This is a genomic window from Thalassospira sp. Z349TD_5 (assembly GCF_056173045.1).
In genome coordinates, this window is the sequence record NZ_CM149654.1 from 2,281,089 (window position 1) to 2,306,760 (window position 25,672).

Below are 25,672 nucleotides of genomic sequence, written 5' to 3' on the forward strand. Positions count from 1 at the left end.
AACATTCAATTTTAAGACAAATATTCGCCCGTAATTCCGGTCGTTAAGGATCAGGTCCTAAACGGGTGAAAGTGACTTTCGGGCAAACCGTTCAACATATTCCTGCGGGCTGACGGCCAAATGACGTTGAAACGTACGCCGCAGGGTTTCAGGGTGCCGAAACCCGCACAAGGTCGCAACATCTGCAATCGTCATGGCTTCGTCTTGTAGCAAGGCCCTTGCGGCCTCAACCCGGATCCGTTCGATGTATCGCGCCGGGCTCATGCCCATATCGCGCGCAAACACACGTGAAAATGTTCTGGGTGCCATCCCTGCCCGACCCGCCAGGACGTCAAGCGAAAGGTCCCGTTCAAGATGGCCCGGTAACCATTCCAGCAAACCGGCAAGACGCGCGGTCGCCCCCTTTTGCGGGATAAGATAGGAACTGAACTGTGCCTGTCCGCCGGGGCGCTTTAAAAACATCACCAACCGGCGGGCAACGGATAAGGCAAGGTTACGGCCAAAGTCGGCCTCGACGATTGCCAATGCCAAATCAATCCCAGCGGTCACACCAGCAGATGTGAAAACATGAGAATCCCCGTCAAACCCCGTTGGGTCATAACTGTGCAGACGGTCGCCCATCATTTTGATTTTTGGAAAATCGCGCGCCATTTCATCGCACCGCGACCAGTGGGTTGTTGCCATGCGCCCATCAAGCACTCCGGCCTCGGCAAGGATCAAGGCACCGGAACATACAGAGCCCAGACGCACGACCCGTTTTTCCGCATCCCGGACCCATTGATGCAACGCTTTATCCTTGCGGCGCTCGGGCATTCCGTTGCCGCCCGGGACCAGCAGGGTATCGACACCAGCCAGATCAAGGTCACGCAACGCCATATCAGCATGAAGCCGAATGCCACATGACGTTTTGACCGGGCCTGCTTCATCTGCCACGACCATATTCTCATAGGTCCGCGCACGGCCCAGAGATGATAATTCATCGTTGGCAGTGGCAAACACCTGCAACGGCCCGACGATATCAAGGCTCATGACCTCGTCATAGGCGTAGCAAACGATCAACCGGGTATCGGGTGTTTGTACTGACATAGCGTGATCTCCCTAACGCACCCCAACAATGCCGGAAATCAAAACTGGCAACAATGACAAACACCCCACCAATCTTGCCACTATGGCTTGGTGGGGTGTTGTGTATTCGCCAGCTTGTCAGAAAGAACGTCGCTAGAACCCGCTTCGCTGCAAAAGCGCATAGAAGTCACGAATGGTGCCTTCCTTGGCGGGCATGTCGGTAATGTCATCGACCAGCTTGTCAGTGAAGTTCGGTTGCTTGAGATACCCGACCACCCGTTTTCGCGCCATGTTGGCCGATTTTCCTTCGATCAGGACGCCGCTTGAACAAAACTGCACCAGCATATAGGCGCGTTTGCGCAAATGCAGTGACGGGTTGTCGATCCGCTCAATCACCTTTTCGCGCACCAGATAATCCGCCAGCCCGTCATCAAGCTTGCCACCGATTTCCTTTTTCTTGTCATCGGGCACAACCGATGCTTCAAGGATATCGTTCATGTGTTTGACATTGGCCATCTTGTCACGCGGCTTTGCGTCGGCATCACAAAACGCCCGCAGTGCACGCATGTCTTTGACCGCATCGGTCATCATGCCATACAGCTCGTCTTCGAAACCTTCGGCGACACCGCTGTTGGCAACCGCAATCAGCCAGGTCAGCTTGCGCCAGTTCGGGATCAGACGCCCGCAGATTTCCTCGACCCCTTCGATCATGGCGCGCGGGCCACCAACGTTGCGCAACCGCGCACCACGCTCCGCCAGTGCCGCCGTCATTGGCGTTCCATAGATAACGCCATTTTCGGTCACCAACCGATCCAGAATATCGGTTAACGGGTCCGGATCGCTTTCGTGGCGTGTCAGGTTATTGGGGCTTTTAAGCTCACGTACGATGTAGTCAAACATCGCTTCCTGACTGGTCGCCAAAAGGCCCGAACCAAACAACGGGTTCATCAGTTCAAGAATATCATTCGCGGCACCGCGATTGCCCTTAGCCCGCCCCAGTGCCAGATCAATGTGCAGCGTGACGGCTTCGCCGAAGCTGCGTGAACTGCCAAGCAATTCTTTAAGCGCAACCGGGGATCCCAGAATATCTGCGATGACATCATCAAGCAGTTTACGGGCGGCTTCGTCTTTCTCGTCGCCTTTGACCTTAAGTGCCAGATCAAGCTTGCCGACCCAGTTGCGCGTCGAGGACATAACGCGTGTTAGCGCTACCATCGTCAGGAAATCAGTATCTTCGGCCAAATTCAGGCGGCGAATTTCGTCGCGCACTTCTGAAATTGTTGCGTCTTCAAATTCAGGAAGATCAACCTTTTCAACCTCACGGGCGCGGGCCGCAAGCTGCTCAATCGCGCCGTGCAGATTGTTCATCGCCTCAATATGATCGCCGTCGGTTGCCTTGGCATGCAGCCCGGCAACCTTGTCGACCGCAGTCGGCATCAGGGTATCATGGAACATCAACTTGCGCAGATTCTGGTAATTATACATTACCTCGCAAGGAGTCAGGATTTCCTGTTCAAAATACTTGCGCAACAACCGGTTGATGGTCGCGCGGCTTTCTTTCTGGAGAAGGTCATTGTCGGTTTCGCACAGCGGCGCTTCGTCAATCGACGTGACACGCACGTCTTTTTCTTCTTCGTCGCCAGCCCCTTCTTTTTCAAGAAGGACCTTTTCGATATGCTTCCCGTCGCCACGTTCCCAATCACGGACAACGCGCACGGCCGAAACCTTGGTTTTCAAAAGCTTTTCAGCTTCTGTTACCGCTTCTTTTTCGACATCAAATGTCGAATGAATGATCCAGCGATCCCCCCGCTGAACCCGTACTTCAAATGTCGTATCCGACATAACGCGCTCTGGCTCCCTAACTTCCTGTTTGGGCGGCATCTACATGCCGTTTTTGCAGTCAGGCGCGTGTCCCATAGTTTTTATATTTATATCTTCTATATAAGCCCATTCGTATGATGAAAACAATAGGTTGATATTGATCTTTTCCAATCTTCAGCGATTTCGATGTGAAGTCGGACACCTTTCCAAGCCTGATCATTCACCCCAAAAGCCTGCCCAGCCTAGATCCGCGCGACAGGCCAAGGCTGGGCAAAAAAGCAGGGCACACCGGCACTCCGACACGTATCACGGAATGTATTTTGCAATATCAACCGACATATCGGCCAAAAGGTCGCTCATGGCCGAAACCGTGCTTTCAACATCGGTGTTTTTGGGATCAACAACCTTCTCATACCGGTTTGATGCAGTGATATCGCCACTTTCAAACGCAACAAGTTTCCAGCGGGCCGCCAAAAGGACCTTGCCATCCGCCTGACGTTCGAACCGGTCTATGTCGACCACAATCTGCCAGTCGACACCATCGCGCGACGTCCATGGGAATGTTTCCAACCGGACTGCCTTGCCGGTGTGGTCTATATTCTCCAACAGGATGCGGTTGATGTTTTCATCGAGCGGTTCGGCCCACCGATGACCAGCATTGACTTCCAGCCGGTTGGAACTGCTGCGTGACACAATCATCGAACGATCCAGATGACTTGGGATGGTCACAGGCCCAATTCCGATCACAGTCCCCTGCCCGGCAACCGGTGCCGCCGGGTTCAGGGTCGCCGAAAGCAGGTAGTACCGATCCGGGGCCGGTGTTGAACAGGCCGCGATCAAGGGTGCGATAAGAAACAGAAGCACCCCCGCACGGATATGCATTGGCAATGTCTGACGCATTATTCGTCCTCCCTCGGGCCTTTTTTGCCAAGTATCAGAGCACTTGGGTTTTGTTCAAGAAACTCGGCAAGATCGCGCAACGAACGTGCCGTTGCCGTCAGTTCCTTAAGGGCCTGTTCCAGATTATAGCGCACAGGCGACGTCGGGCCGGTCACATCGCGCACACCGCCCAATGCTTCGCGGGCGGCATCAAGTGCGCTTTGGGTTGCAGGCAGCACACTGCTGTCAAGGTTTTCAACCAGCTTGTTAACGCCATCTGCCGCCTGTTGAAGACTTCTCATACCGTCGGTCAAGGCAGGTGATGTGACGATGTTTTCCATCCCCTCGACCGTTCCAAGCAAGCGAATACCGATTTCTTCAATCGGGAACGTTTCAACCTTTTCAAGCAAACTGGTCAGTGAATTGGCAATCTCGTCAAGCTTCTGCGGCAGGGTTGGCAATTCAGGTATATCGCCCTTTTGATTGCCCAGATATCGGGCTGGCGCGACCGTATGCATCGACAAATCGACAAACAGCTGACCAGTGATGAAACTTCCTGTTTTCAGCCGCGCCCGCAGGCCATTCTCGACCAAGGTTCCAATGGTTTCCGTATGATCAATCTCAGCAGAATCACCGCCCACAACACTGACCCGCTCCGGCTCAAGGGTGACAACGACAGGGACCCGGAAGGCGCGCTGATCAACCACATATTCCAGATCAACGCTTTCGACTGTGCCAACACGAATACCGTTGAATTCCACCGGTGCGCCGCGTGACAGTCCGCGTACGGATGAATCGAAATAAAGAATGTATTTCTTGCTGTATCCTTCGGTCAGAAGTTCAGCCTGCTCAAGCGTTTTAAACAGATTGAAAACCGTGTCAGACGGGGCTCTTTCGCTTTGTTCACTGGCATCGGGGGTGTAAAAATTAATCCCCCCGGCCAGAACCGATTTAACCGATTGCGCGCGCAATGACAGCCCATCGGAATTAAGATCAACCGCAATGCCGCTTGAATCCCAAAAACGGGTATCGCGCTTCACCAGCTGATCAAACGGTTTTCGAATAAAGACGGGGACGGAAACCCCCTTGGCATCGTCATCAAGTTCGGTATCAAGAACTTCGCCAACCTCAACCCCGCGCAGCAACACCGGCGCACCAACCGACAATGACCCAAGTTTGTCCGCCGTCAGGATAAAGCGCGTCCCTTCTTGGTCACTTGTGATGAGTTGGGGCTCCTCGGCACCGACAAAGGTATCTTGCGCAGTACCGCTATCATTAGGAGCAACTTCGATATATGCACCAGAAACAATTGTTTCCAGACCGGTAATACCGCGCCCCGACACACGCGGGCGCACCACCCAGAACTGGGTCTTATCCGTCAGATAGTCACTGAAATCGGCATTCATCCGCACGGTCAGACGGACATGATCAAAGCCCTTCGCCAAGCTGATTTCGGTGACCTGCCCGACATCAACATCGCGATACCGTATCGGGGTTTTCCCCGCCACCAGCCCGTCAGCCGTTTCAAATGTAAGGGTGATTTCCGGGCCCTTTGACACAACATCGCGCCACAGAAGCCACCCTCCGACCAGAAGCGCCACCAACGGAACCAGCCAGATGATTGAAAATCTGCCCCAGCCTTTTTTGACGTCAGGTTGACCGACTTGTCGTTCGTTTGGCCCTTGTGGCGTCATATTCTCGCCGCTCATGACGGGCTCCCCTGTGTTTCTTTCAGACTATTGCTGCGTAAGGTTTTATTGCGCAGTGTTTCGCGGCGCATCCCGGCGCGATCCCAGATCAACCTTGGATCAAAGGCCATCGCCGACAGCATGGTTAAAATGACCACGCCACAAAAGGCAACCGCGCCAAATCCCGGCTGAATGGATGCGATGTTGCCCAGTTTCACCAAGGCCGCAAGGATGGATACCATAAACACATCTACCATCGACCAGCGCCCAATCAGTTCCGTAATCCGATAGACCCGTGTGCGTTGCCGCAACGGCCCGGACAGCCCCAACCATGTTGCAAGGTAAATCCAGCCCAGCAAAACAATCTTGATAATGGGTACAAGGATACTTGCGGTAAAGACAACAATGGCAATCGGCCATTCCCCGGCCTGAACCAGTACCGCCACACCAGACAGAATTGTATCGGCCTCCGCCCGGCCCAGATAGGTCACGGTCATGATTGGAAAAACATTCGCCGGGATATAAAGAACAACTGCCGTCAACAGCAGGGCAAAAGCCCGCGACAGACTGCGGGCTTTACGCAGATGAACAACCGCCCCACAGCGCGGGCAATGCCCATGGTCAACATTCCGCGCGGCAACAACCATCGAACAGGTATGACAGGTCATAAGCCCTGCGTCTGATCCTTTGGCGTTGTTTTGCCCCGAACCGTTGGAACGGCTTTCTGTCAGGTCATCTTCGGTAAGATATCGCAAACCCGCAGGCGCAATGCGGCGCCAAACCGTCCGGGGATCAAGCGTGATATTCATTAAAAGCACGGTCGGGATCAAACAACAGACCGCAAAGAATGCCGGTCCTGCGATCACCTGGGCGAAATCAGTCAGCTTGGTCAGCGCGACCAAAAGCCCGATCAAAAACACATCAAGCATCGACCACGGACGAATGATCGCCAGAACACGCCAGACACGTTTAACCCCCGGCACAGTCCACCCCATTGAGAGCGGTAACAAGACATAGATATGGGCAGCGATCACCACCATCGGGGCGGCTATCGATGTGAGTGCGACCATAAAGGCCAGAAAGGGAAACCCTTCCTGCCAGAATGTCAAAACGCCACTGCCCAGGGTATTGGTCTCGGCACGGCCGTCCATTGAGAAGGTCAAAAGCGGATAGATATTGGCGATCACAAACAACACGAGGGCCGTAAAGGCCAGTGCCAATGGCTTGTCAAAACGTGGTTGTTCGGCCGCATAAAGCGGTGAACCACATCGAATACAGCATGCGACACTGCCTGCGGGAATGTCGTTTTCCACATGCACATAGTCACAATGTTCACAAGCAATCAGGCGATGCGCCATGGTTTCCCTGTTTAAACAGACCGTTATCGAATTTGTTTTACCCGCCAAAGTAAGCGCCAGTTTGGCCTTGAAGTCAAACCGGATCAGAAAAGAGTCATTCCAAACTTTGGTAAAACGCCTTGTTATCTGAATGTGTTAGCGATCAATTGCGGGTAAAAAACGGCGCGCTTCAGACAAGATTGTTTCATTGACCCGATCGAGCAGTTTGCTTTTCATGGTGCGGTGATGCCAATAAAGCGGACGTTCAATCACATGATCACAAGGCTGGACCAACCGCCCGGTACGCAGGCCTTCTTCGGCCTGATGAATTTCCACAACGGCATAGGCAATGCCCTGCTCGGCCACGGTCACGAACCCTTGTGAACTTGGCACCGTGTGGGCAGGAAAATCGCCGGGGTTCAAACCGAAATGGGTTTTAAGGTACTGGTTTTGCAATTCATCATGATGTGAAAAATTCACCGCCGGACAGGACCGCAATGCATCTGCCGTCACCCCGGCCGAAAAATAGCGTTTTTGAAATTCCGGTGACACCACCATGACATAGCGCATCTTACCAAGTGGTCGTGCTCGACAGCCTTGCATCGGGGTTGGGCGCAGGCTGATGGCGCCAAGCACCCTGCCATCCAAAAGAGCCTCGTGATTAAGCGATTCATCATCGACACTCAGATGAACCAGAAGTCCAAATTCATCAAACAAGCATTTGGGAACATTAATAAACCATGTTGCCAAACTGTCTGCATTAACCGCAAGAGCCACCTGCCCAAAACCGCCATCAGACGGGATATCGGGCAAGTCATCCTGAAGGTCGTGTTCCAGCAACCGGACACTTTGGTAATGCTGCAACAGGCGCTTACCAGACGCCGTCGCGACAATCGGTTTGGCCCGAATGATCAGCGGTTGGCCCAAACGGTCTTCCAGCAATTTGACCCGTTGCGATATCGCCGATTGCGTCAAGCCCAGTTCGCGGGCCGCCTTTTCAAAGCTGGCATGACGGATCACTTCGGCACAGGCTTGCAGCAATTTATAATCCAGCATGGCCAATCCCAAACTCCCACTCGTTCACATTAAATATTCTAATCCTACATGACTATAATTCTATTTTCTTATTTGATCCAATTGCTATGACTGGGCTTCCAACACACACAGGAATGCCCGAACATGTTTCTTAGCTATGCAACCGGATTTGGCCTTGGCGGCGGATTGATTATTGCCATTGGCGCACAAAACGCCTTTGTCCTTGGCCAAGGATTACGCCGCAATCATCCGATGATGGTGGCATTTGTCTGTGCGCTGTGTGACGCGGTCCTGATTGCCGCAGGCGTTGCGGGCTTGGGGACGTTAATTGCCGCCTACCCGCTTTTGACCAAGATCGCCGCATGGGGCGGTGCGGCGTTTCTGATCTGGTATGGGTTTGGGGCACTCCGCCGCCTGTTTGACACGGAAACACTGGCCGAAGAACATATCACCAAGACCGGCTGGAAAGCCGTGCTGTTGAACGTCACTGGCCGTCACCCTGCTTAATCCGCACGTCTATCTTGATACGGTGGTGATGCTGGGCGGGATTGGCGGGCAGTATCCGGTTGATGAGCGGCTTGGCTTTGCGCTCGGCGCGATGAGTGCCAGTTTCGTGTGGTTCTTTGCCATTGCGCTTGGCGCGTCATGGCTCGCACCCTATGTCGCACGGCCGATCACATGGAAAATTGTTGATGCCCTGACCTGTGCGGTCATGTGGCTGGTGGCCTATAGCCTTCTGGCGCCGGAAATTGCCGCGCTTATTGGCGGCTGACCGCCTAAAATCAATTCATCATACAATTAAAAGGATGCGGGGTTATTGCCCCATCGCATCCTTGAAATGACGGCGGCACACCGGAACATAACGATCATTGCCGCCGATTTCGACCTGAGCCCCTTCGCGCACCGGATCACCGTTTTCATCAACGCGTAAAACCATTCCTGCTTTGCGCCCGCAATGGCAGATGGTTTTAAGCTCGTTCAGCTTATCGGCCCAGGCCAGAAGCCATTTCGATCCTTCGAACAGCTCGCCTTGAAAATCGGTGCGGATGCCATAGCACAGCACGGGAACCTTATGCTTATCGGCAATGTCGGAAAGCTGCCAGACTTGGTCCTTGGTCAGGAACTGCGCTTCATCGAGCAAAACACAATCAACCTTGCCCTTTTCCAATTCGCCAAGAATGAGGGCCGTCATGTCGGTTTTCGCATCGAATAGCAGTGCCGGGGCTTCCAGACCAATACGCGATGCGATTTTGCCCTCGCCAAACCGGTCATCAAACGACACCGTCAGCAACAGCGTCTGCATACCGCGTTCCCGGTAATTGAAGCTTGCCTGAAGCAATGTCGTCGATTTGCCAGCATTCATCGACGAATAATAAAAGAACAGATTGGCCATGGGTCCCCCGAATGATCGTAAATGGGGAATAGCCGATCAGTGCCAATTGATCAATATGGCTTAATGCGCAAGTTTTCTTAATGTCGGCTTTCGTCAATATCGGCCAGTTGGGCACGCAGGAAATCAAGCAGTGTTTTGACCTTACTGCTGCGCATGACATCACCGGAATAAACCGCATAAACACTAAGATCCGGCAAGTTCCAATCAGGTAAAATCCGCATCAAGTCGCCGTTTGCGATATCATCGGCAACATCCGAAAAGGGTACCACTGCCATCCCGTGACCATCGCGCAGAAATTGCAGCCGTGCGGTTGCACTATCGACCTGAACACTGCCCGACACCGGGATTTTGCGTTCTTGATCGCCTTGTGCCAGTCGCAGGGTTTCAGGCACCCGGCTATACATCACCCAGTTATGATCGGTCAGGTCCTCGGGCTGGTTTGGAATACCAAAGGCGGCCACATATTGTTGGCTGGCGACAATGACACGGCGGGTTTCATAAAGACGGATGGATTTTAGTTCCGAACTGCGCAACGGGCCGGATCGAATGGCGATATCAATCCCCTGCCCGATCAGATCGACAACCTCGTCGGTCAGGCGCACATCAAGCGCAACGCCGGGATAGGTTTGACGAAACCGGCTTAAGATAGGGACGATCCGCAAATTGCCCATGTGAACCGAACAACTCAGCGATATTTTGCCCACCGGCTCATCACGGAGTTCTTCAACGCGTTTGCGCGCGGCTTCGGCTTCAAGCGTGATGGTGCGGCAACTGTCGTAATAGCGGGCTCCGGCATCGGTCAGGCTAAATGTCCGCGTGCTGCGCCGAAGCAACGGCACGCCGAGCTTTGCCTCCAGCTGCCTGATCTGATGGGAAATCGCCGCACGGCTTAACCCCATTTTACGCGCAGCGGCGGAAAACCCACCTTCTTCAACCACGCGGGCAAAGATCATCATGGCCCGAACTTCATCCAATGCCGACATTTTATATGCTCAATAAATTTGACAATCTGTTCATATCTACGATCTTTCGCAAAATTTGTCAGCCAACTATATTCGGTTCAAACCAAATCAACGCATGGAGGACCTTATGCGTATCCTGATGATTGTCACATCCCACGACCAGATGGGCGATACCGGCCACAAAACCGGCATCTGGCTTGAAGAGCTTGCCGCCCCTTATTACCGTTTCCGTGATGCCGGTGCTGAAATTACGCTGGCCTCCCCCAAAGGCGGCCAGCCGCCCCTTGATCCCAACAGCCAAGTGCCAGATGCGCTGACCGATGCGACAGCCCGGTTTGAAAAAGACGACGTGGCGCAAAAGGCATTTGCCAATACCGTCACGCTGGACGGCTTAAACGCCGATGATTATGACGCCATTTTCTATCCGGGTGGTCACGGACCACTTTGGGACTTGGCAACCGATACGAAATCCATCGCATTGATCGAAGCCTTTGTTGCCCAAGACAAACCGGTTGCGGCTGTTTGCCACGGCCCGGCGGCACTGGTGAATGCCAAAACCACCGATGGCAAGCCATTGGTCGCAGGCAAAAAAGTCACCGGCTTTACCAATGACGAAGAAAAGGCCGTTGGTCTTGAAAACGTCGTTCCGCTGTCGATTGAAGACGAGTTCAACAAACAGGGCGGCCTTTATGAACGCGGTGAGATGTGGGCGTCCTATACGGTTGCTGATGGCAAGCTCGTCACCGGTCAAAACCCGGGATCAAGCGATGCGATGGCCGATGCGGTCATGAAGCTTCTGGGGAAGTAGTCGTCTGACCTTATGATGCCCAAACACCAATGGTGCCGCCCTGAAATACGTTACAGTTTTCAGGGCGGCACTTTTAGTCGGTACGCGCATCAGGCTTTGTGCCCATGCTCGATATCGGGCAGGAACACCGCCAGAAATCCGATGGCGGGCAAAAAGGCACAGACCTGATAGACAAGTTCCAAGCCAACGGCATCGGCCATCACGCCTAAAATCGCCGCTCCGATCCCGCCAAGCCCAAAGGCAAGACCAAAAAACAGGCCCGAAATCATGCCGATGCGCCCGGGCACAAGTTCCTGCGCATAAACAACAATGGCTGAAAACGCCGAGGACATGATCAGGCCAATCGCAATGGAAAGCAGCACGGTTGCCATCAGTCCCACATAGGGCAAGATAAGCGCAAAGGGTAGCGCGCCAAGGATCGATCCCCAGATCACCTTTTTACGCCCGATCCGATCCCCGACTGACCCGCCGATCAATGTTCCGGCCGCAACCGCGGCCAGAAAGATGAACAGGTAAATCTGGGCATCGCCTTCGGAAAGCGGAAATCTTTCCATGAGATAAAACACGTAATAGCTGGTGAAGCTGGCCAGATAGAACCATTTTGACAGCATCAGGCAAAACAGGACGCTCAGGCCACCAACCACCTGACGATGGGCTGGACGATTTTCTGGTGCGACAATTACACGTGGACGCCGCACGGCATGACCGTTGCGCTTATACCAGCGCCCCAACAGCGTTAGGATGATCACCCCACCAAGGGCGACAAAGGCAAACCACGCCAGACTGCCCTGCCCGTAAGGCAGAACAACCGCCACCACCAGCAACGGTCCAATGGCCGAGCCGACATTGCCGCCAACCTGAAACAGCGACTGGGCAAAGCCATGCGCCCCACCGGAAGCCAACCGTGCCAGACGCGAGGATTCCGGGTGAAAGATCGACGACCCCACACCCAGCATGGCACTGCCGATCAACAACACCGTAAAGCTTGGGGCCGAGGACAGCACCAGCAAACCAGAAAGCGACATCCCCATGCCAAACGGCAAGGAATAGGGTTGCGGGCGCCGATCGGTAAAATGACCGATAAAGGGCTGTAACAGCGATGCTGTGACCTGATAGGTCAATGTCAGCAACCCAAGCTGAGCAAATGACAGGTCAAAGCCGCCCTTAAACACCGGATAGGCCGCTACAAATAGCGACTGAATCATATCGTTCAGCAAATGACAAAAACTGGCGGCACCCAAAACCGGTAAAACGGTTCGGGTTGTTTGCGGCGATTTGAGAACGGCTTCGTTCATGGAGGACCTCGTTAAGTGGCAACTGTGCCCGTTTCCGGTGCGCGGTCCTTATTATAAAAATTGCCATTCGGCCCACCACCGCGTTAGGGTCAACTTATTACGAGATTGGGCCAATTCATCGACATAGGGATTGCCATGTCATCTTTCCGCGAGGTTCCCCGCCCGGTCATTGCATTGGGCACCGATTATCCCGACGGTCATGTGATTGCCGCCCATCGTCATGATCGTGACCAGTTGCTGTATGGCTTGACCGGGGTTTTGATGGCATCCACCCCGCAAGGCGCATGGATGATGCCGCCCCAGCGCGGCATGTTGATCCCGGCCGGGGTTGTGCATGAAGTCCGCTTGTTTGGCGATGTTAAAATGCGGTCGCTGTATCTGCGCCCGGAACAACTCGGAACGCCGGATCGCCAGTGTAAGGTGGTCGGTATTTCATCGCTGATGCGGCACTTGCTGAGCGAGGCGGTGACAATTCCGGCTGAATATGATGTGGAGGGACGTGACGGGGCGCTGATGACACTGATTGAGCATGAAATCAAGCGGTTGCCGGTTTTGCCCTTGTCGCTTCCATTGCCGGAACATGCATCCCTTGGGGCAAAATGCAGAGCATTTCTGACATCCCCGACCCCGCATGAAACGATTGAGGACTGGTGTGATCATCTGGGCATGAGCCGCCGCAGTTTTACCCGCCTGTTTCGCAAGGAGACCGGATCAAGCTTTGTCGAATGGCGGCAACAGGCCTGTATCCTTGCTGCCCTACCAAGATTGGCCGCGGGGCAAGCCATCACGACCATTGCGCTGGACCTTGGCTATGACAATCCAGCAGCGTTCAGCAATATGTTCAAACGCATTCTTGGCACATCGCCGCGCGATTACCGGACGGCAGATACATAAATGCTGTTTTGTCCAACCGGGGGTTTTCATCGCGGTGTAAAGCCCCCTACACTGCCATCCGAAATTCGCCATCAGCACACACCAACCGTCAGGAAAGCATCCCGATGCCCCGTCATGTTCTTGCAATCTGTGGAAGCCTACGGGCGCAGTCAATTAATCGCACCTTATTACTGGCCGCACAGAAATGCGGGCAAGAGCATGGATTAGAGATCCATCTTTGTGATGGGTTGGGCAATTTACCGATTTTCAATCCTGATAATGAGGAAACACCCCCCAAAAGCGTTCTTGATTTTCGGGCCAAGCTTGCACAAAGCGACGCGGTTTTGATCGCCAGTCCGGAATATGCCCACGGGGTGACCGGGGCGATTAAGAATGCGCTTGATTGGGTGGTGGCCAGTGGCGAGTTCATGCAAATGCCGGTCGCAGCCATCAACGCATCGGGCCGGGCGACCATTGCACAAGCGGCGTTGATCGATACCATCCGTACGATGGATGCAACAATCATCGACGATGCCTGTGTGACCATTGTGCTGAATGGTAAGAAATACAATGCCGATGACATCATCAATGACCCTGAAACGGCAAGGATGCTTGATCAATCACTTGGCAATTTGCGCAAGGCACTTGATGATGCGGATCGGAAACGCGACATCGCCTGAAACGATAAAAGCCGCCCCTATCGACTTGATAAGGGCGGCTTTTTCAAATCGTCTGATGATTAAAATCAGCCGAGGATTTTATCGCGCAGCATTTTGTTGACCATGCCCGGGTTGGCTTTACCACCCGTGGATTTCATCACCTGCCCGACGAACCAACCAAGCATACGATCCTTACCATCACGGATTTCCTGGACCTTGTCCGGGTTGGCCGCAATGACTTCGTCAATCGCTGTTTCAATCGCACCGGTATCGGTGATCTGTTTGAGGCCTTTTTCTTCGACGATCTTTTCAGGATCACCGCCGGTTTCGATCATGATTTCAAAGACATCCTTGGCGATACGGCCAGAAATGGTGTCATTGGAAATAAGATCGATCAGCTTACCAAGATTTTCTGCTGTGACCGGGCTATCGGCGATGCCGACTTCGGCCTTGTTCAGCGCGCCAAACAGGTTGGTGATTACCCAGTTCGCCGCCAGTTTGCCATCACGGCCCTTGGCAACGATCTCGTAGTAATCAGCCTTTTCCTTTTCGGCGACAAGAACACCGGCATCATATGCCGACAGGCCGTTTTCATTGATGAAGCGGGCTTTTTTCTCGTCCGGGAGTTCCGGCAAGGTTTTTTCGATTTCAGCGACAAACGCATCATCGAACACCAGCGGCAGCAAATCGGGGTCCGGGAAATAGCGGTAATCATGCGCCATTTCCTTGGACCGCATCGCGCGGGTTTCGCCAAGACGCTGATCAAACAGACGGGTCTGCTGAATGATTTCGCCGCCGGCTTCAAGAACTTCGACCTGACGTTTTGCTTCGATCTCGATCGCCTGCATCACGAAACGGATGGAGTTGACGTTCTTGATCTCGCAACGCGTACCAAACGGCTCACCGGGACGACGGACCGATACGTTGGCATCACACCGCATGGAGCCTTCGTTCATGTTGCCATCACAGGTACCAAGATAACGCACAATCGCGCGCAGTTTGGTCAGATAGGCACCTGCTTCTTCGGGGTGGCGGATGTCAGGGTCCGAGACGATTTCCATCAGGGCAACGCCCGAACGGTTCAAATCGATGTGTGAATATTTCGGGTCCTGATCATGCATCGACTTCCCGGCATCCTGTTCAAGATGCAGGCGTTCAATGCCAACCGATTTGGTCGTACCATCGGGCATATCAAGGATGATGGTGCCCTTGCCGACAATCGGTTTATCGAACTGCGAAATCTGATATCCCTGCGGCAAATCGGCATAGAAATAGTTCTTGCGCGAAAAGACGCTTTCCTTGTTGATCTGCGCCTTGAGGCCCAGACCAGTTTTTACCGCCTGACGCACGCATTCGGCGTTAATCACCGGCAACATGCCTGGCATCGCGGCGTCAACAAGGCTGACATTGCTGTTGGCGTCATTGCCAAATTTGGTCGAGGCACCAGAAAACAGCTTGGAATTGGAAACCACCTGACAGTGGACTTCCAGACCGACAACGATTTCCCACGGGCCGGTTGAACCTTCGATGATATAGGTCATAGATCAGCCCTCCTGCCCGAACGGTTTCGCGGTGAAGTTGGCTGTACTTTCAAGTACGCCACCGACACGCAGAACGGTTTCTTCGTCAAACGGTTTACCGATCAGCTGCAGACCAAGCGGAAGACCTTCGGACGACAGACCAGCCGGCAACGACAGGCCCGGAAGACCCGCAAGGCTTGCCGGAACGGTAAACACGTCATTGAGATACATTTTGACCGGATCGTCTTCGTTTTCGCCAATTGCAAAGGCCGCCGACGGTGCGGTTGGTGCCAAAATGGTATCTACGGTGCCAAAGGCGGTGGCGAAATCCTCGTAGATGCGACGACGGACTTTAAGCGCCTTGTTGTAATAGGCGTCATAATAACCAGCCGACAGCACATAGGTCCCGATCATGATGCGGCGCTGGACTTCTTTACCGAAACCAGCCGCACGCGATTTGGAATACATGTCATCAAGGCTGTCGCCTTCGTCCATGACACGCTGTCCATAACGCAGACCGTCATAGCGTGCCAGGTTCGAAGATGCTTCTGCCGGGGCGACGATATAATAGGTGCCCAGCGCGTATTTGGTGTGCGGCAGGGTCACATCGACCACTTCCGCACCGGCATCGCGCAACATGGCAACGCCGTTTTCCCAAAGCTTGCTGATTTCCTCGGGCATGCCATCAACACGGTATTCTTTCGGAATACCGATTTTCATGCCGCGAATATCACCCGTAAGGGCGGCTTCGAAATCAGGCACCGCCATCGGGGCAGACGTGCTGTCCTTGGCATCATGCCCGGCCATTGAACCAAGCATGATGGCAGCATCACGTACGGTTTTGGTCATCGGACCGGCCTGATCAAGCGAACTTGCGAAGGCAACAACGCCCCAGCGTGAGCAACGACCATAGGTCGGCTTCAAGCCAACAATACCGCAATAGGATGCCGGTTGACGGATCGAGCCACCGGTATCTGTCCCGGTTGCGGCTAGCGCCATGCCACCGGCAACGGCAGCAGCCGAACCACCCGACGAACCGCCGGGCACAAGGTCCTTGCCGTCTTTGCCTTTCCACGGGTTAATCACATTCCCGTAGTAGGATGACGTGTTGGCGGACCCCATGGCGAACTCATCAAGGTTCGCCTTGCCCAGCATCACAGCGCCATTATCAAACAGCTTGCTGGTGACAGTTGATTCGTATTCGGGTTTGAACCCTTCAAGGATGTGCGATGCGGCCGTGGTCTGAACACCTTCGGTGCAAAACAGATCTTTGACCGCAATCGGCAGGCCTTCCATGTTGCCAGCGTCACCTTTGGCGCGCTTGGCATCGGATGCCTTGGCCATCTCGATGGCTTTGTCCGGGGTTTCGGTGATGTAAGCGTTCAGGTTGCGATGCGCTTCCATCGATTTCAGGTGTGCTTGGGTCAATTCGACCGAAGTGTAATCACCCTTTGCCAGACCGTCGCGGGCCTCGGCAAGTGTCAGCTTTGTCAGATCAGTCATTATTCAACCACCTTGGGCACAACAAAACAGCCAGCATCGGTCATCGGTGCATTTGACAGCACTTTTTGCTGGATGTTGCCATCGGTGACTTCATCCTTGCGCAGCGGCAAGGTCAGATCGGCAACCGACGTCAGCGGCTCACAGCCTTCGACATCAACTTCTTGCAGTTCCTCGACAAAATCGAGGATACGGGTCAAATCACCCGCCAGTTCGGTCAGGCCTTCTTCGGACACGTTGATACGTGAAAGATAGGCAATACGGCGAACTGTTTCCTTATCCAAAGACGACATGGATGAAAGTCTCTCTTAAGGAATGACAAAAAACCCGGCAGATGATCCATCTGCCAGAACGTGAATTACAGCGCGGAAACTAGCACCCCGACGCCCCCGCCGCAAGGGCCGGTAATGCCGATGATCATGTGCCATCGTGGTTGTTTTGGTTTTACGATTTTACGGCATCGTATTGGCACGACGCCCACACACATCAATACACAATAACAAACGCCATAATGCAGATACGAATGTGCGGATTTTTAGGGCCCGACATGCAAACGGGCCGACGACACTGAATGCCGCCGGCCCGATTTAACTCAGATATATATCCCGGTCTGTTTAACGAGATACAGTTCTGGTCTGATGCATTCGGCTTATCCTGGGCTCATGCCACGCAGACGCTCGGAACGACGACGGAGCAACTCAACCGTTAGCAGAAGCAGGATCGAGACCGACACAAGGATTGTCGCTGCGGCCAAAATGGTCGGAGAAATTTGCTCGCGCAAACCAGTGTACATCTGCCATGGCAGGGTTTGCTGACGGGCTGAGCCGACGAACAACACAACAACCACTTCATCAAACGAGGTGATGAAAGCAAACAAACCGCCCGAAATCACGCCCGGCAGAATAAGTGGCATTTGCACCCGAAAGAACGTAGTTACCGGGTTGGCTCCCATATTCGCCGCTGCACGCGTCAGCGATTTATCAAAGCCCACCAATGTCGCCGTGACAGTGATAATAACGAAGGGAATCCCCAGCACAGCATGGGCCAGGATCACCTTCACATAACCAACAAATGCCTGATTAAGGCCGAGATTTACCTGAAGCCAGTTGCCAAGCGGCGCATAGAAAAAGAACATGCCGGTCGCAGAAATGATCAATGGCACAATCATCGGTGAAATCAGGATAGCCATCATTGCCTGTCGACCGGGCACATGAGACTGGCTCAGACCGATGGCCGCCAGCGTTCCCAGCGACACCGATATGATCGTCGCAATCGGTGCAATGATCAGCGAGTTTTTGAGCGGCACCATCCACTCATCCGTCCCAAGGAAGTCACGGTAATGCTTCAGACTGTAACCTTCGGCCTTAAAACTCAGCATTTCAGGCGTAAAGGTGAAGAAGTTTTCAGCATTGAAGCTGAGCCAAATGACTGGAACCAACGGCGCAATCAGGAAGAAGAAGACAAAAGCACAGATGAACAGGAACGTGCTGTGCCAAAGCACCTGCCCCGGTGTGTAATAGATTGGCACACGTTTGCGATACTGACCGGTGCCAACCCATGTCGCGAACCAGCCCATCGAAAGGCCGACAAGAAATCCGCCAAACAGACCGCCAACACCGCCGAAAATTGCCGCGACGACGCCGAAAAGCACGGCAACGCCCCAGATGCTTTTCCAACGCTTGACCGACGTGATCTTCGCCAGAATACCGGCCAATGCCGCACCAACAATGGCGCCGCCGATCAACCCGATCCATGGATCACCAAAGATGTTGCCGGTTATAAAGCCGAACATGGCCCCCAATACTGCCACGATTGGCATCGTGAAGGTCAAAAGGTCCGGCCGTTTGATTTCAATGATTGCAGTACTCATGCCCTTAGCCCCCCAACTTCACGTTATCAATGCCGACAATCCTGTCATAGCACCAGTACAGACCGAGCACGACCACCAGAAGGATCGAACCCAATGCTGCCGCCAAGCCCCAGTTGAGTGAACTTGAGATGTGATAAGCAATCCGGTTTGAGATAAAGACACCACTTGTGCCACCAACAATTTCCGGCGTGATGTAATAGCCAATCGCCAAGATGAAGACCAGGATCGAGCCCGCGCCAATACCCGGCACCGATTGGGGGAAATAAACCCGCCAGAATGCGGTCCAGTTGGTCGCACCAAGTGATTTGGCCGCCCGAAGGTAGCTCGGCTGAATGGTTTTCATCACCGAATAAAGCGGCAAGATCATGAACGGTAGCAAGATATGCGTCATGGCAATGATCGTACCGGTCGCATTGTTCATCAGGATCAAACGATCAGCATCATTTACAAAGCCAAGCCAAACAAGGATTTCGTTGATAACCCCTTGTTGTTGCAAAAGGACTTTCCATGCAGAGGTCCGAACAAGAAGCGATGTCCAGAACGGCAGAAGAACAAGGATCATCAGAATACTGGCCGTGCGCATTGGCAAGTTTGCCAGCAGCCACGCAACTGGGTAGCCCAGAACGACACAGCTTGCCGTAATGATGAGTGCCATCACAAGTGTTCGCATAAACAGCTGAGTATAGATTTGCTGGTTTTCTGGTTTCTGTTCGATCCCGTCCGGGGTCAATTGCATATCGACCGCATTGAGGAAATAGCCTGACGTCATGCTCGATGAATAGAGCTTGATCGTGGCCCAGACATCAGGCGACAGCCAGTCTTCATTCTCAGCTGCGAAGGCTTCGCGGAAGCCGGTTTGCGGCAGTTGGCCGACATTAGCCGCCGCTGCTTTTAAGGCCTCAGCCCCCGGCCCGGTATAGCTTTGGATCGCGGTGACAGTTTCGGGGGTGGTCAAATCCATCCCCAAGGCACCATAGACAAATTCCCAAGGGTCTTCCTCGGCAACGGTGTCTTCTTCCTCGATCGCGGTCCAGATCGCAAAATCTGTGTAGGCACGCGTGGTCCAGGGCAACATCTGAGCAACCTGCTCTGACGGGACAAAGCCGACATCCCCGCCCATGCTTTCGCCAACCATTGCAGCCCAAAGATCGCGGCGCTCCTCAAGCAGATCTTCGCCGTCGGTGCCAGACATCATTTTGTACCAGAACGCACCGTCCTTGAAATTCGCATCGATATCTTCGAGCGGATCCTGCCATTCTTCACCAACGTCATCGAGCGAACGCCCGGTGGTGCGCAACAAGGAAGACAGTCCGGTTTTTTCATAGTTCAGGCGCGTCCCTAATCTGGTGTGCTGTTTGGCTTCTGATGCCTTGAACAGGTCCAGATAAAGGTAGCGGAAAACTTCTTCGGACGGCGGCAGCCCGGCGGAACCATCCCATTCGGCAAGTTCGGTTACAACGCCGGGAATTGTGTCGGGCACGATGTCGTTTTCAACAGAGCGGAAAAGCATCGACAAAATAGGAACGACAAAGGTCACAACCACGAACAGCAAAAGTGGCGCGATCAGCATCAGCGCTCGTATCTTTTGCCGCATTAAAGCCCGTCGCAAGCTCTGTTTTAGTGGCCTGCCATCCGCTGCCAGCACTAACTCTTGTGTCGTATCACTCATCACGCCCCCGTCAGCCCGCCGTTTTGTCGGTCTGTTATATCGATTGGTCACACTTTAATGGGAAAAGGGGGCCGCAGGCGGCCCCCTTCCAATTAGCTCTTACTGAGCTAACCAAGCCTGGAACTTGGCATCGATATCATCGCGGTAATCAGCCCAGAACTCGTAGTTATACAGGAACGTGTTCTTGCTGTTTTCCGGATCGGTCGGCATATGCGGCGCCATTTCGATACCCAGTGTGGCATGTTTGCCAACCAGCGGAGCCGAAGACGCACGTGCCGGGCCATAAGATATATATTTGGACTGGTCAGCCAAACGCTGCGTGTCGGTTGCGAAGCGAACGAAATCCTTCACGCGGGCAAGACGATCTTCTGGCAGACCGGCCGGAATGATCCAACCGTCAAGATCGAAGACCTGTGCATCCCAAAGCATACCAATCGGTTGATCCTGCTCAACAATCGCGGAGAACAGACGACCGTTGTAGGTCAACCCCATGAAGACTTCACCATCAGCAAGCTGCTGCGGCGTATCTGCACCAGCGCTCCACCAGATCACGTCGTCCTTGATAGTTGCGAGCTTATCAAGTGCCTGCTGCTGACCTTCCGGGGTACCGAGAACGTCGTAAACTTCGTCCTTGGCAACACCGTCGCAAAGCAGTGCCCATTCCATGTTATTGATCGGGCGTTTTTCGAGCGAACGCATGCCCGGGTATGTTTCGGTATCGAAAATTGCACAGATATCGGTCGGTGCAGCGGTGCCTTCCGGAACCATGTCGGTGCGATAACCAACGGTCGTGGAATACACAATCTGCGGGATAAAGCAATCGCTGACCAGAAGATCACCAAAGTCATCCTCGGCCGATGTGCCATCAGGTGCTGGCGCAAGAAGCTCGTTGGCATCAATTTCCATTGCCAGACCTTCGTCGCAAAGGCGCAACGCGTCAGAAGCAACAACATCAACCAAATCCCAAGTGACGTTGTTGGCTTCATTCATCGCACGCAGTTTGGCAACGGCCTCGTTCGAGCTTTCGTCCCAGGTGATCGTAACATCTGGGTTCATGGCTTTGTATGGCTCGGCATAAGCCGCAACCTGACTGGCCTGATACGCGCCACCCCAGCTTACCAGCGTCATGTTCGAAGCCATATCGGCGGCAAAAGCCGTACCACTGGCTGCGACAAGCAGTGTCGTCGCTGAAAGGGTCTTTAAAAGTTGCATAGTTATGCTCCCTGATTGTTTCCCGGAACTATTGACTTCGGAAGGCACCCGGGCGTGCCAATCCTGTTTCTGCCTAAAGTCTGATCGTCACGCGTCTAGTGCGCGGCAATCTTCTGCAAGCCAGCCGATTTCGATCTGCTGGCCCCGCTTCAGACGTACCTGATCTGGTGCATTTCTTGTTTTGATCACAAACTCGTCGTTCCCGGCCACACGCAGACGTGTGCGGAAAATATCACCCATATAGATGAATTCCAGCACCTCGGCTTTGAGTGTGTGGGCATCTTCGTGGAGACGATCCCGGTTATATTCAACGCGTTCTGGGCGGATCGACACACGGGTGCGCTCGCCGACTTTACTTACGTTGACCGGTACGGCGTCAATGACTTCGCCGCCATCGAGCTCAATCACGCAAGTATTACCCTTGATTTCTTTGACAACACCTTCAAGCGTGTTGTTTTCACCGATGAACTGGGCGACAAAGCTGTTTTCCGGTGTTTCATAAAGCTTATCGGGCGGCGCAAGCTGCTGAATACGGCCATCGTCAAACACGGCAACCCGGTCTGACATGGTCAGGGCTTCGGTCTGATCGTGGGTCACGTAAACGGTGGTGATGCCCAACTGATGCGCCAGATAGGTAATTTCAAACTGCATTTTTTCACGCAGCTGCTTGTCAAGTGCGCCAAGCGGTTCATCCATCAGAACCAGTTCCGGCTCAAACACCAGTGCGCGCGCCAAAGCGACACGTTGCTGCTGTCCACCCGACAATTGTGCCGGACGGCGACCACCAAAATCGCCCATCTCGACCATGTCGAGTGCCCTTTTGACCTTCTGTTCACGCTCGGCCTTGCCAAGCTTGCGAACTTCTAGCGGGAACGCAAGATTCTCGGCAATGGTCATATGCGGGAACAGTGCGTAGTTCTGAAACACCATACCAATACCGCGCTTGTGCGGCGGGATATTATTGATGGAAATACCGCCCAAGCGAATGTCGCCATGTGTGGCTGTCTCAAAACCTGCGAGCATCATAAGGCATGTCGTTTTGCCAGACCCTGACGGGCCAAGCATCGTCAGGAATTCGCCCTTTGGCATCGATAGGTTGAGATCTTTCACGACAAGCGTTTCGCCATCGTAGCTTTTCTGTACGCGTTCAAATTCAACAAACGCGTCATTAGATGCACCGTCGGTCAAGCCCAAATACCCCCTGTTTTATCTTCATTCACTTTGAGTTTCGTTTTCGCACAAATTTTGTGCTGTTTTCAGTTTTGCTCAAATTTTGAATTCACACATTAGAACAAACAAGCTGCTTCAGTTCAACCTAAAGAAACACCAAATATAGAAGCATTGCGACATAACCACACAAAGATTACACCAAAAGCAGCATTATCGACTGCTGCCAGGGGTGCAGCCTGCTATGCGTTCACGGATGGGCAACATGATTGCTTTGCGCTGGTATTTTATCGCCAACGAACCTATAAGGTCGCCATGATTTGCAATGATACACAGGAATTGCTGCGGTGCCTGACACCAGCAGCGCGCGTTTTGGGGCTTGATCTCGGCACCAAAACCATTGGCGTGGCCCTTTCAGATGTCGGGCTGCAGATTGCATCACCTTATGAGCTGATCTCGCGGAAGAAATTCACCCGCGACGTTGCACAGCTTTCATCAATCGTGACCAAGCAGAATGTCGGGGGCATTGTCATTGGCTTCCCGCGTGAGCTTGACGGCACGATTGGGAAAGCTTGCCATCGGGTTTACGCGTTCATCGACGAAATGGAAAAATATATCGACCTGCCCGTTTTGATGTGGGACGAGCGCCTGTCTACCAATGCGGTTGAGCGCATCCTGATCCAAGAAGTCGATATGACGCGCAAACGTCGCGCGGAAGTCGTCGATAAAACGGCGGCCGCTTATATCCTGCAAGGTGCGCTTGATAACCTTAACCGTCATACCGATCCGGGCGAAAATGCCGTACCCGATGAAGAAGAAGACGATTTTGATGATGAGGGCGACGAGGCATAAACGCCCCCGCCCCAAGCACAAGCGACGTAAGACCAAATTGAAAGCTGCCTGATATTTCAGGCGGCTTTTTTATTTGGCAGTGATCACAACCATCACACCAAAGAATTTCGAGGGCGGCAGGATCAGTTGATCCTTTTTATAGATCGCCCCCAGCGATTTGGCCGCATGCGCAATCCGCGACATGTCATCGACAATCAGCTCAAACCCGGCGAACCCGTCCGTTGGGAAGTTTGGATCGTCAATGGCGTATTTGTCGATCAGCTCATCGCCGTGCAGGGATTCGATCACTCCATCGACATCAATGCCTTGATAGAATTCACGCACGGCATCCGCAGCCCAATGCGACAAGAAGACCTTGCCAATCGTGCAGGCCGTATTTTCGTGTGACTGATATTCGGGGAAATAGAAATTCTGAGGTGGATGGCGGTGCTGGCAGACGAAACTGATCGCATTTCGCAATAACGGATGATTGGCGAATGCCAGCGCAAATGCCACACCAACGTCATCACCCTGTGGCGTTTTGGCATCGCGTTCAAAATGAAAGACGCGCGGCACGGCGGCCCCGGCGGCAATGAAATCTTCGCGATCTTTTTCCGCATCGTGTGATTGCAGGGCCAGCATCGACATGCCTTCGCGATGGCGCAGGTAGTCACGATTATAAATGGCAAAGGAAAATGGCGACGCCAGATCGGTTTCGGCAATCTTGGCTGGCTCAATGACCGACAGCAATTCGATATACATACCATCAAGCTGGATCAGCGCATTGCCGGTCCCAAACGGGTGGATCGCACGCGGGGTTACGGTAAAGCCAAGCTCGGTATATACGGCAATTGCGGCATCAAGATCGTTTACACACAAAACAAGATGATCAATCGCGCGCGGCATTTGGTAACCCCTTATGGTGGTGGCGTAGAAAACGCTTTCAATTGAAATCAGTGTACATTGTCAGCATTATGAACCCTGTGCTGACTATCACAGTCTGATATCATCAGCAAAGCACAACTGGCTCACGGTCAGATCATATTCTGCAAACCAGTTCCTTAGAGCAAGTGGTTGCTTTACAATCGTAAATCAAGCTCCAGACTGCTGATCGAAAGACAAGCATCCCTCGCAGTTCTATGTTGAAAGACATTTGATGATCGCCATTCTTTCCGCCCTGCTGCCGACATTTGCCCTGATCATTCTGGGGTATGTTTTACGTCAACGGCGCTTTCTGCCTGATACGTTCTGGCCGGGTGCGGAGAAACTGACCTATTTTGTGACCTTCCCGGCCTTGCTGTTTTCCAATACGGCCAAGGCCGACCTTGGCAGCTTACCGCTGCTCGGGATTGCCGGGGCGATGCTGGGGACGATTGCGATCTGTACGCTTTTAATTCTTGCAGTCAAACCGGTACTTAAAGTCAGCCCGGCGGCATTTTCATCGCTGGTGCAAGGGGCCATTCGGCCCAATACCTATATCGGCCTTGCCGTTGCAGCCGCCTTGCTGGGAACGCACGGATTAACGGTGACCGCCCTTTGCGTTGCACTCGTGGTGCCGACCGTCAATGTTATCTCGGTTCTGGCCTGCGCGCATTGGGGCGACAATGACCGCACACCGGGTGTGTTGTCGCTGCTGCGCGATGTCGGCAAAAACCCACTGTTGATGGCCTGTGTCCTCGGAAGCCTTGTGAACGTCATCGGGATTGGTTTACCCCCGGTCATTGGTCCGTTTCTTGAGGTTCTTGGCCGGGCAGCCCTTCCGATAGGCTTGCTTGCGGTTGGAGCCGGACTTGATCTGACAGCAGCCCGGCAGGCAGGCATTCCCGTTGGTATCTCAACAATTGGAAAACTGGCAATCAGCCCGACAATCGCCGCAGGGCTTTGCATCGCTTTGGGATTGCCCACGACCGACATGGCAGCCGTTGTTCTATATGCCGCCCTGCCCTGTTCGGCCAGTGCTTATGTGCTGGCGCGCCTGATGGGCGGAGATGCGCCGATGATGGCCAGTATTATTAGTGTCCACACATTAGTAGCCATCGCCAGCATGCCAATCATTGCCATTCTGGTACATGCGGTTTAACGCAGGCC

General features: G+C 53.5%; 24 protein-coding genes. 7 read left to right on the top strand and 17 right to left on the bottom strand.

Translation table 11 applies throughout. The features are described 5' to 3' along the window. Positions 1-57: 57 nt before the first annotated feature. The 6 genes from AC0VXT_RS10440 to AC0VXT_RS10465 all read right to left on the bottom strand — a co-directional run bounded on the left by AC0VXT_RS10440 (position 58) and on the right by AC0VXT_RS10465 (position 7,846). On the bottom strand, positions 58-1,086 hold the full coding sequence (locus AC0VXT_RS10440; RefSeq protein ID WP_475548537.1) for a GlxA family transcriptional regulator: 1,029 nt from the start codon (positions 1,084-1,086) through the stop codon (positions 58-60). A gap of 132 nt (positions 1,087-1,218) precedes the next feature. Next, positions 1,219-2,907, bottom strand: a complete 1,689-nt coding sequence (locus tag AC0VXT_RS10445; RefSeq protein ID WP_022730687.1) for a hypothetical protein — start codon at positions 2,905-2,907, stop codon at positions 1,219-1,221. A gap of 285 nt (positions 2,908-3,192) precedes the next feature. Next, positions 3,193-3,786, bottom strand: a complete 594-nt coding sequence (locus AC0VXT_RS10450) for a PqiC family protein (protein WP_475548538.1) — start codon at positions 3,784-3,786, stop codon at positions 3,193-3,195. Further along, positions 3,786-5,474: a PqiB family protein gene (locus tag AC0VXT_RS10455; RefSeq protein WP_475548539.1), complete on the bottom strand. Its 1,689-nt coding sequence runs from the start codon at positions 5,472-5,474 to the stop codon at positions 3,786-3,788. The genes AC0VXT_RS10450 and AC0VXT_RS10455 overlap by 1 nt, the downstream gene beginning before the upstream one ends. Then, positions 5,471-6,811: a paraquat-inducible protein A gene (locus AC0VXT_RS10460; RefSeq protein WP_475548540.1), complete on the bottom strand. Its 1,341-nt coding sequence runs from the start codon at positions 6,809-6,811 to the stop codon at positions 5,471-5,473. The genes AC0VXT_RS10455 and AC0VXT_RS10460 overlap by 4 nt, the downstream gene beginning before the upstream one ends. 135 nt (positions 6,812-6,946) lie before the next feature. Then, positions 6,947-7,846 (bottom strand): LysR family transcriptional regulator ArgP, encoded by a 900-nt coding sequence (locus AC0VXT_RS10465; protein ID WP_475548541.1) that lies wholly within the window; start codon positions 7,844-7,846, stop codon positions 6,947-6,949. A 123-nt stretch (positions 7,847-7,969) separates the two neighbouring features. Here AC0VXT_RS10465 and AC0VXT_RS10470 point away from each other — a divergent pair, with 123 nt between their 5' ends. Together AC0VXT_RS10470 and AC0VXT_RS10475 are read left to right on the top strand one after the other, a co-directional pair. After that, a complete protein-coding gene (locus tag AC0VXT_RS10470) occupies positions 7,970-8,332 on the top strand; it encodes a LysE/ArgO family amino acid transporter (RefSeq protein WP_475548542.1) in 363 nt (120 codons plus the stop codon). Positions 8,333-8,360: 28 nt separating this feature from the next. After that, on the top strand, positions 8,361-8,597 hold the full coding sequence (locus tag AC0VXT_RS10475) for a LysE family transporter (RefSeq protein ID WP_475548543.1): 237 nt from the start codon (positions 8,361-8,363) through the stop codon (positions 8,595-8,597). A 42-nt stretch (positions 8,598-8,639) separates the two neighbouring features. Here the strand turns inward: AC0VXT_RS10475 and AC0VXT_RS10480 are convergent, their stop codons facing one another. Together AC0VXT_RS10480 and AC0VXT_RS10485 are read right to left on the bottom strand one after the other, a co-directional pair. Next, on the bottom strand, positions 8,640-9,218 hold the full coding sequence (locus AC0VXT_RS10480; RefSeq protein ID WP_417823842.1) for a thymidine kinase: 579 nt from the start codon (positions 9,216-9,218) through the stop codon (positions 8,640-8,642). Positions 9,219-9,295: 77 nt separating this feature from the next. Then, on the bottom strand, positions 9,296-10,201 hold the full coding sequence (locus tag AC0VXT_RS10485; protein ID WP_475548544.1) for a LysR family transcriptional regulator: 906 nt from the start codon (positions 10,199-10,201) through the stop codon (positions 9,296-9,298). 106 nt (positions 10,202-10,307) lie between these two features. Here AC0VXT_RS10485 and AC0VXT_RS10490 point away from each other — a divergent pair, with 106 nt between their 5' ends. Next, entirely contained in the window at positions 10,308-10,988 is a 681-nt protein-coding gene (locus AC0VXT_RS10490; RefSeq protein WP_475548545.1) for a type 1 glutamine amidotransferase domain-containing protein, read from the top strand. Positions 10,989-11,077: 89 nt separating this feature from the next. On the opposite strand, the gene AC0VXT_RS10495 is transcribed toward AC0VXT_RS10490, so the two are convergent. Then, the gene (locus AC0VXT_RS10495) at positions 11,078-12,283 is read right to left on the bottom strand and encodes an MFS transporter (protein ID WP_475548546.1); all 1,206 of its coding nucleotides are present in this window, start codon (positions 12,281-12,283) and stop codon (positions 11,078-11,080) included. 135 nt (positions 12,284-12,418) lie between these two features. On the opposite strand from AC0VXT_RS10495, the gene AC0VXT_RS10500 reads away from it, so the two are divergent. Together AC0VXT_RS10500 and AC0VXT_RS10505 are read left to right on the top strand one after the other, a co-directional pair. Then, positions 12,419-13,177 carry an AraC family transcriptional regulator gene (locus tag AC0VXT_RS10500; RefSeq protein WP_475548547.1) on the top strand — a complete coding sequence of 253 codons (759 nt, stop codon included), beginning with the start codon at positions 12,419-12,421 and terminating at the stop codon, positions 13,175-13,177. A gap of 104 nt (positions 13,178-13,281) precedes the next feature. After that, positions 13,282-13,836: an NADPH-dependent FMN reductase gene (locus AC0VXT_RS10505; protein ID WP_475548548.1), complete on the top strand. Its 555-nt coding sequence runs from the start codon at positions 13,282-13,284 to the stop codon at positions 13,834-13,836. A gap of 65 nt (positions 13,837-13,901) precedes the next feature. On the opposite strand, the gene gatB is transcribed toward AC0VXT_RS10505, so the two are convergent. The 7 genes from gatB to AC0VXT_RS10540 all read right to left on the bottom strand — a co-directional run bounded on the left by gatB (position 13,902) and on the right by AC0VXT_RS10540 (position 22,774). Then, entirely contained in the window at positions 13,902-15,356 is a 1,455-nt protein-coding gene (gene gatB, locus AC0VXT_RS10510; protein WP_475548549.1) for an Asp-tRNA(Asn)/Glu-tRNA(Gln) amidotransferase subunit GatB, read from the bottom strand. A gap of 3 nt (positions 15,357-15,359) precedes the next feature. Then, positions 15,360-16,838: an Asp-tRNA(Asn)/Glu-tRNA(Gln) amidotransferase subunit GatA gene (gene gatA / locus AC0VXT_RS10515; protein ID WP_475548550.1), complete on the bottom strand. Its 1,479-nt coding sequence runs from the start codon at positions 16,836-16,838 to the stop codon at positions 15,360-15,362. Further along, entirely contained in the window at positions 16,838-17,128 is a 291-nt protein-coding gene (gatC, locus tag AC0VXT_RS10520; RefSeq protein ID WP_022730672.1) for an Asp-tRNA(Asn)/Glu-tRNA(Gln) amidotransferase subunit GatC, read from the bottom strand. Before gatC ends, gatA begins: the two co-directional genes overlap by 1 nt. 356 nt (positions 17,129-17,484) lie before the next feature. Next, complete coding sequence (locus AC0VXT_RS10525) at positions 17,485-18,705, bottom strand: ABC transporter permease (protein WP_102785061.1); 1,221 nt, start codon at positions 18,703-18,705, stop codon at positions 17,485-17,487. A 4-nt stretch (positions 18,706-18,709) separates the two neighbouring features. Beyond that, positions 18,710-20,275 carry an ABC transporter permease gene (locus AC0VXT_RS10530; protein ID WP_475545403.1) on the bottom strand — a complete coding sequence of 522 codons (1,566 nt, stop codon included), beginning with the start codon at positions 20,273-20,275 and terminating at the stop codon, positions 18,710-18,712. A 198-nt stretch (positions 20,276-20,473) separates the two neighbouring features. Beyond that, positions 20,474-21,586: an extracellular solute-binding protein gene (locus AC0VXT_RS10535; protein WP_475545404.1), complete on the bottom strand. Its 1,113-nt coding sequence runs from the start codon at positions 21,584-21,586 to the stop codon at positions 20,474-20,476. A gap of 87 nt (positions 21,587-21,673) precedes the next feature. After that, positions 21,674-22,774, bottom strand: a complete 1,101-nt coding sequence (locus tag AC0VXT_RS10540; RefSeq protein WP_276654588.1) for an ABC transporter ATP-binding protein — start codon at positions 22,772-22,774, stop codon at positions 21,674-21,676. Between the two features lie 294 nt (positions 22,775-23,068). On the opposite strand from AC0VXT_RS10540, the gene ruvX reads away from it, so the two are divergent. Next, positions 23,069-23,605, top strand: a complete 537-nt coding sequence (gene ruvX, locus AC0VXT_RS10545; protein WP_022730667.1) for a Holliday junction resolvase RuvX — start codon at positions 23,069-23,071, stop codon at positions 23,603-23,605. A gap of 69 nt (positions 23,606-23,674) precedes the next feature. Here ruvX and AC0VXT_RS10550 read toward each other — a convergent pair whose 3' ends face one another. Next, positions 23,675-24,490 (bottom strand): VOC family protein, encoded by an 816-nt coding sequence (locus AC0VXT_RS10550; RefSeq protein WP_475545405.1) that lies wholly within the window; start codon positions 24,488-24,490, stop codon positions 23,675-23,677. Between the two features lie 250 nt (positions 24,491-24,740). Here AC0VXT_RS10550 and AC0VXT_RS10555 point away from each other — a divergent pair, with 250 nt between their 5' ends. Next, a complete protein-coding gene (locus AC0VXT_RS10555) occupies positions 24,741-25,664 on the top strand; it encodes an AEC family transporter (protein WP_475545406.1) in 924 nt (307 codons plus the stop codon). Positions 25,665-25,672 lie beyond the last annotated feature (8 nt).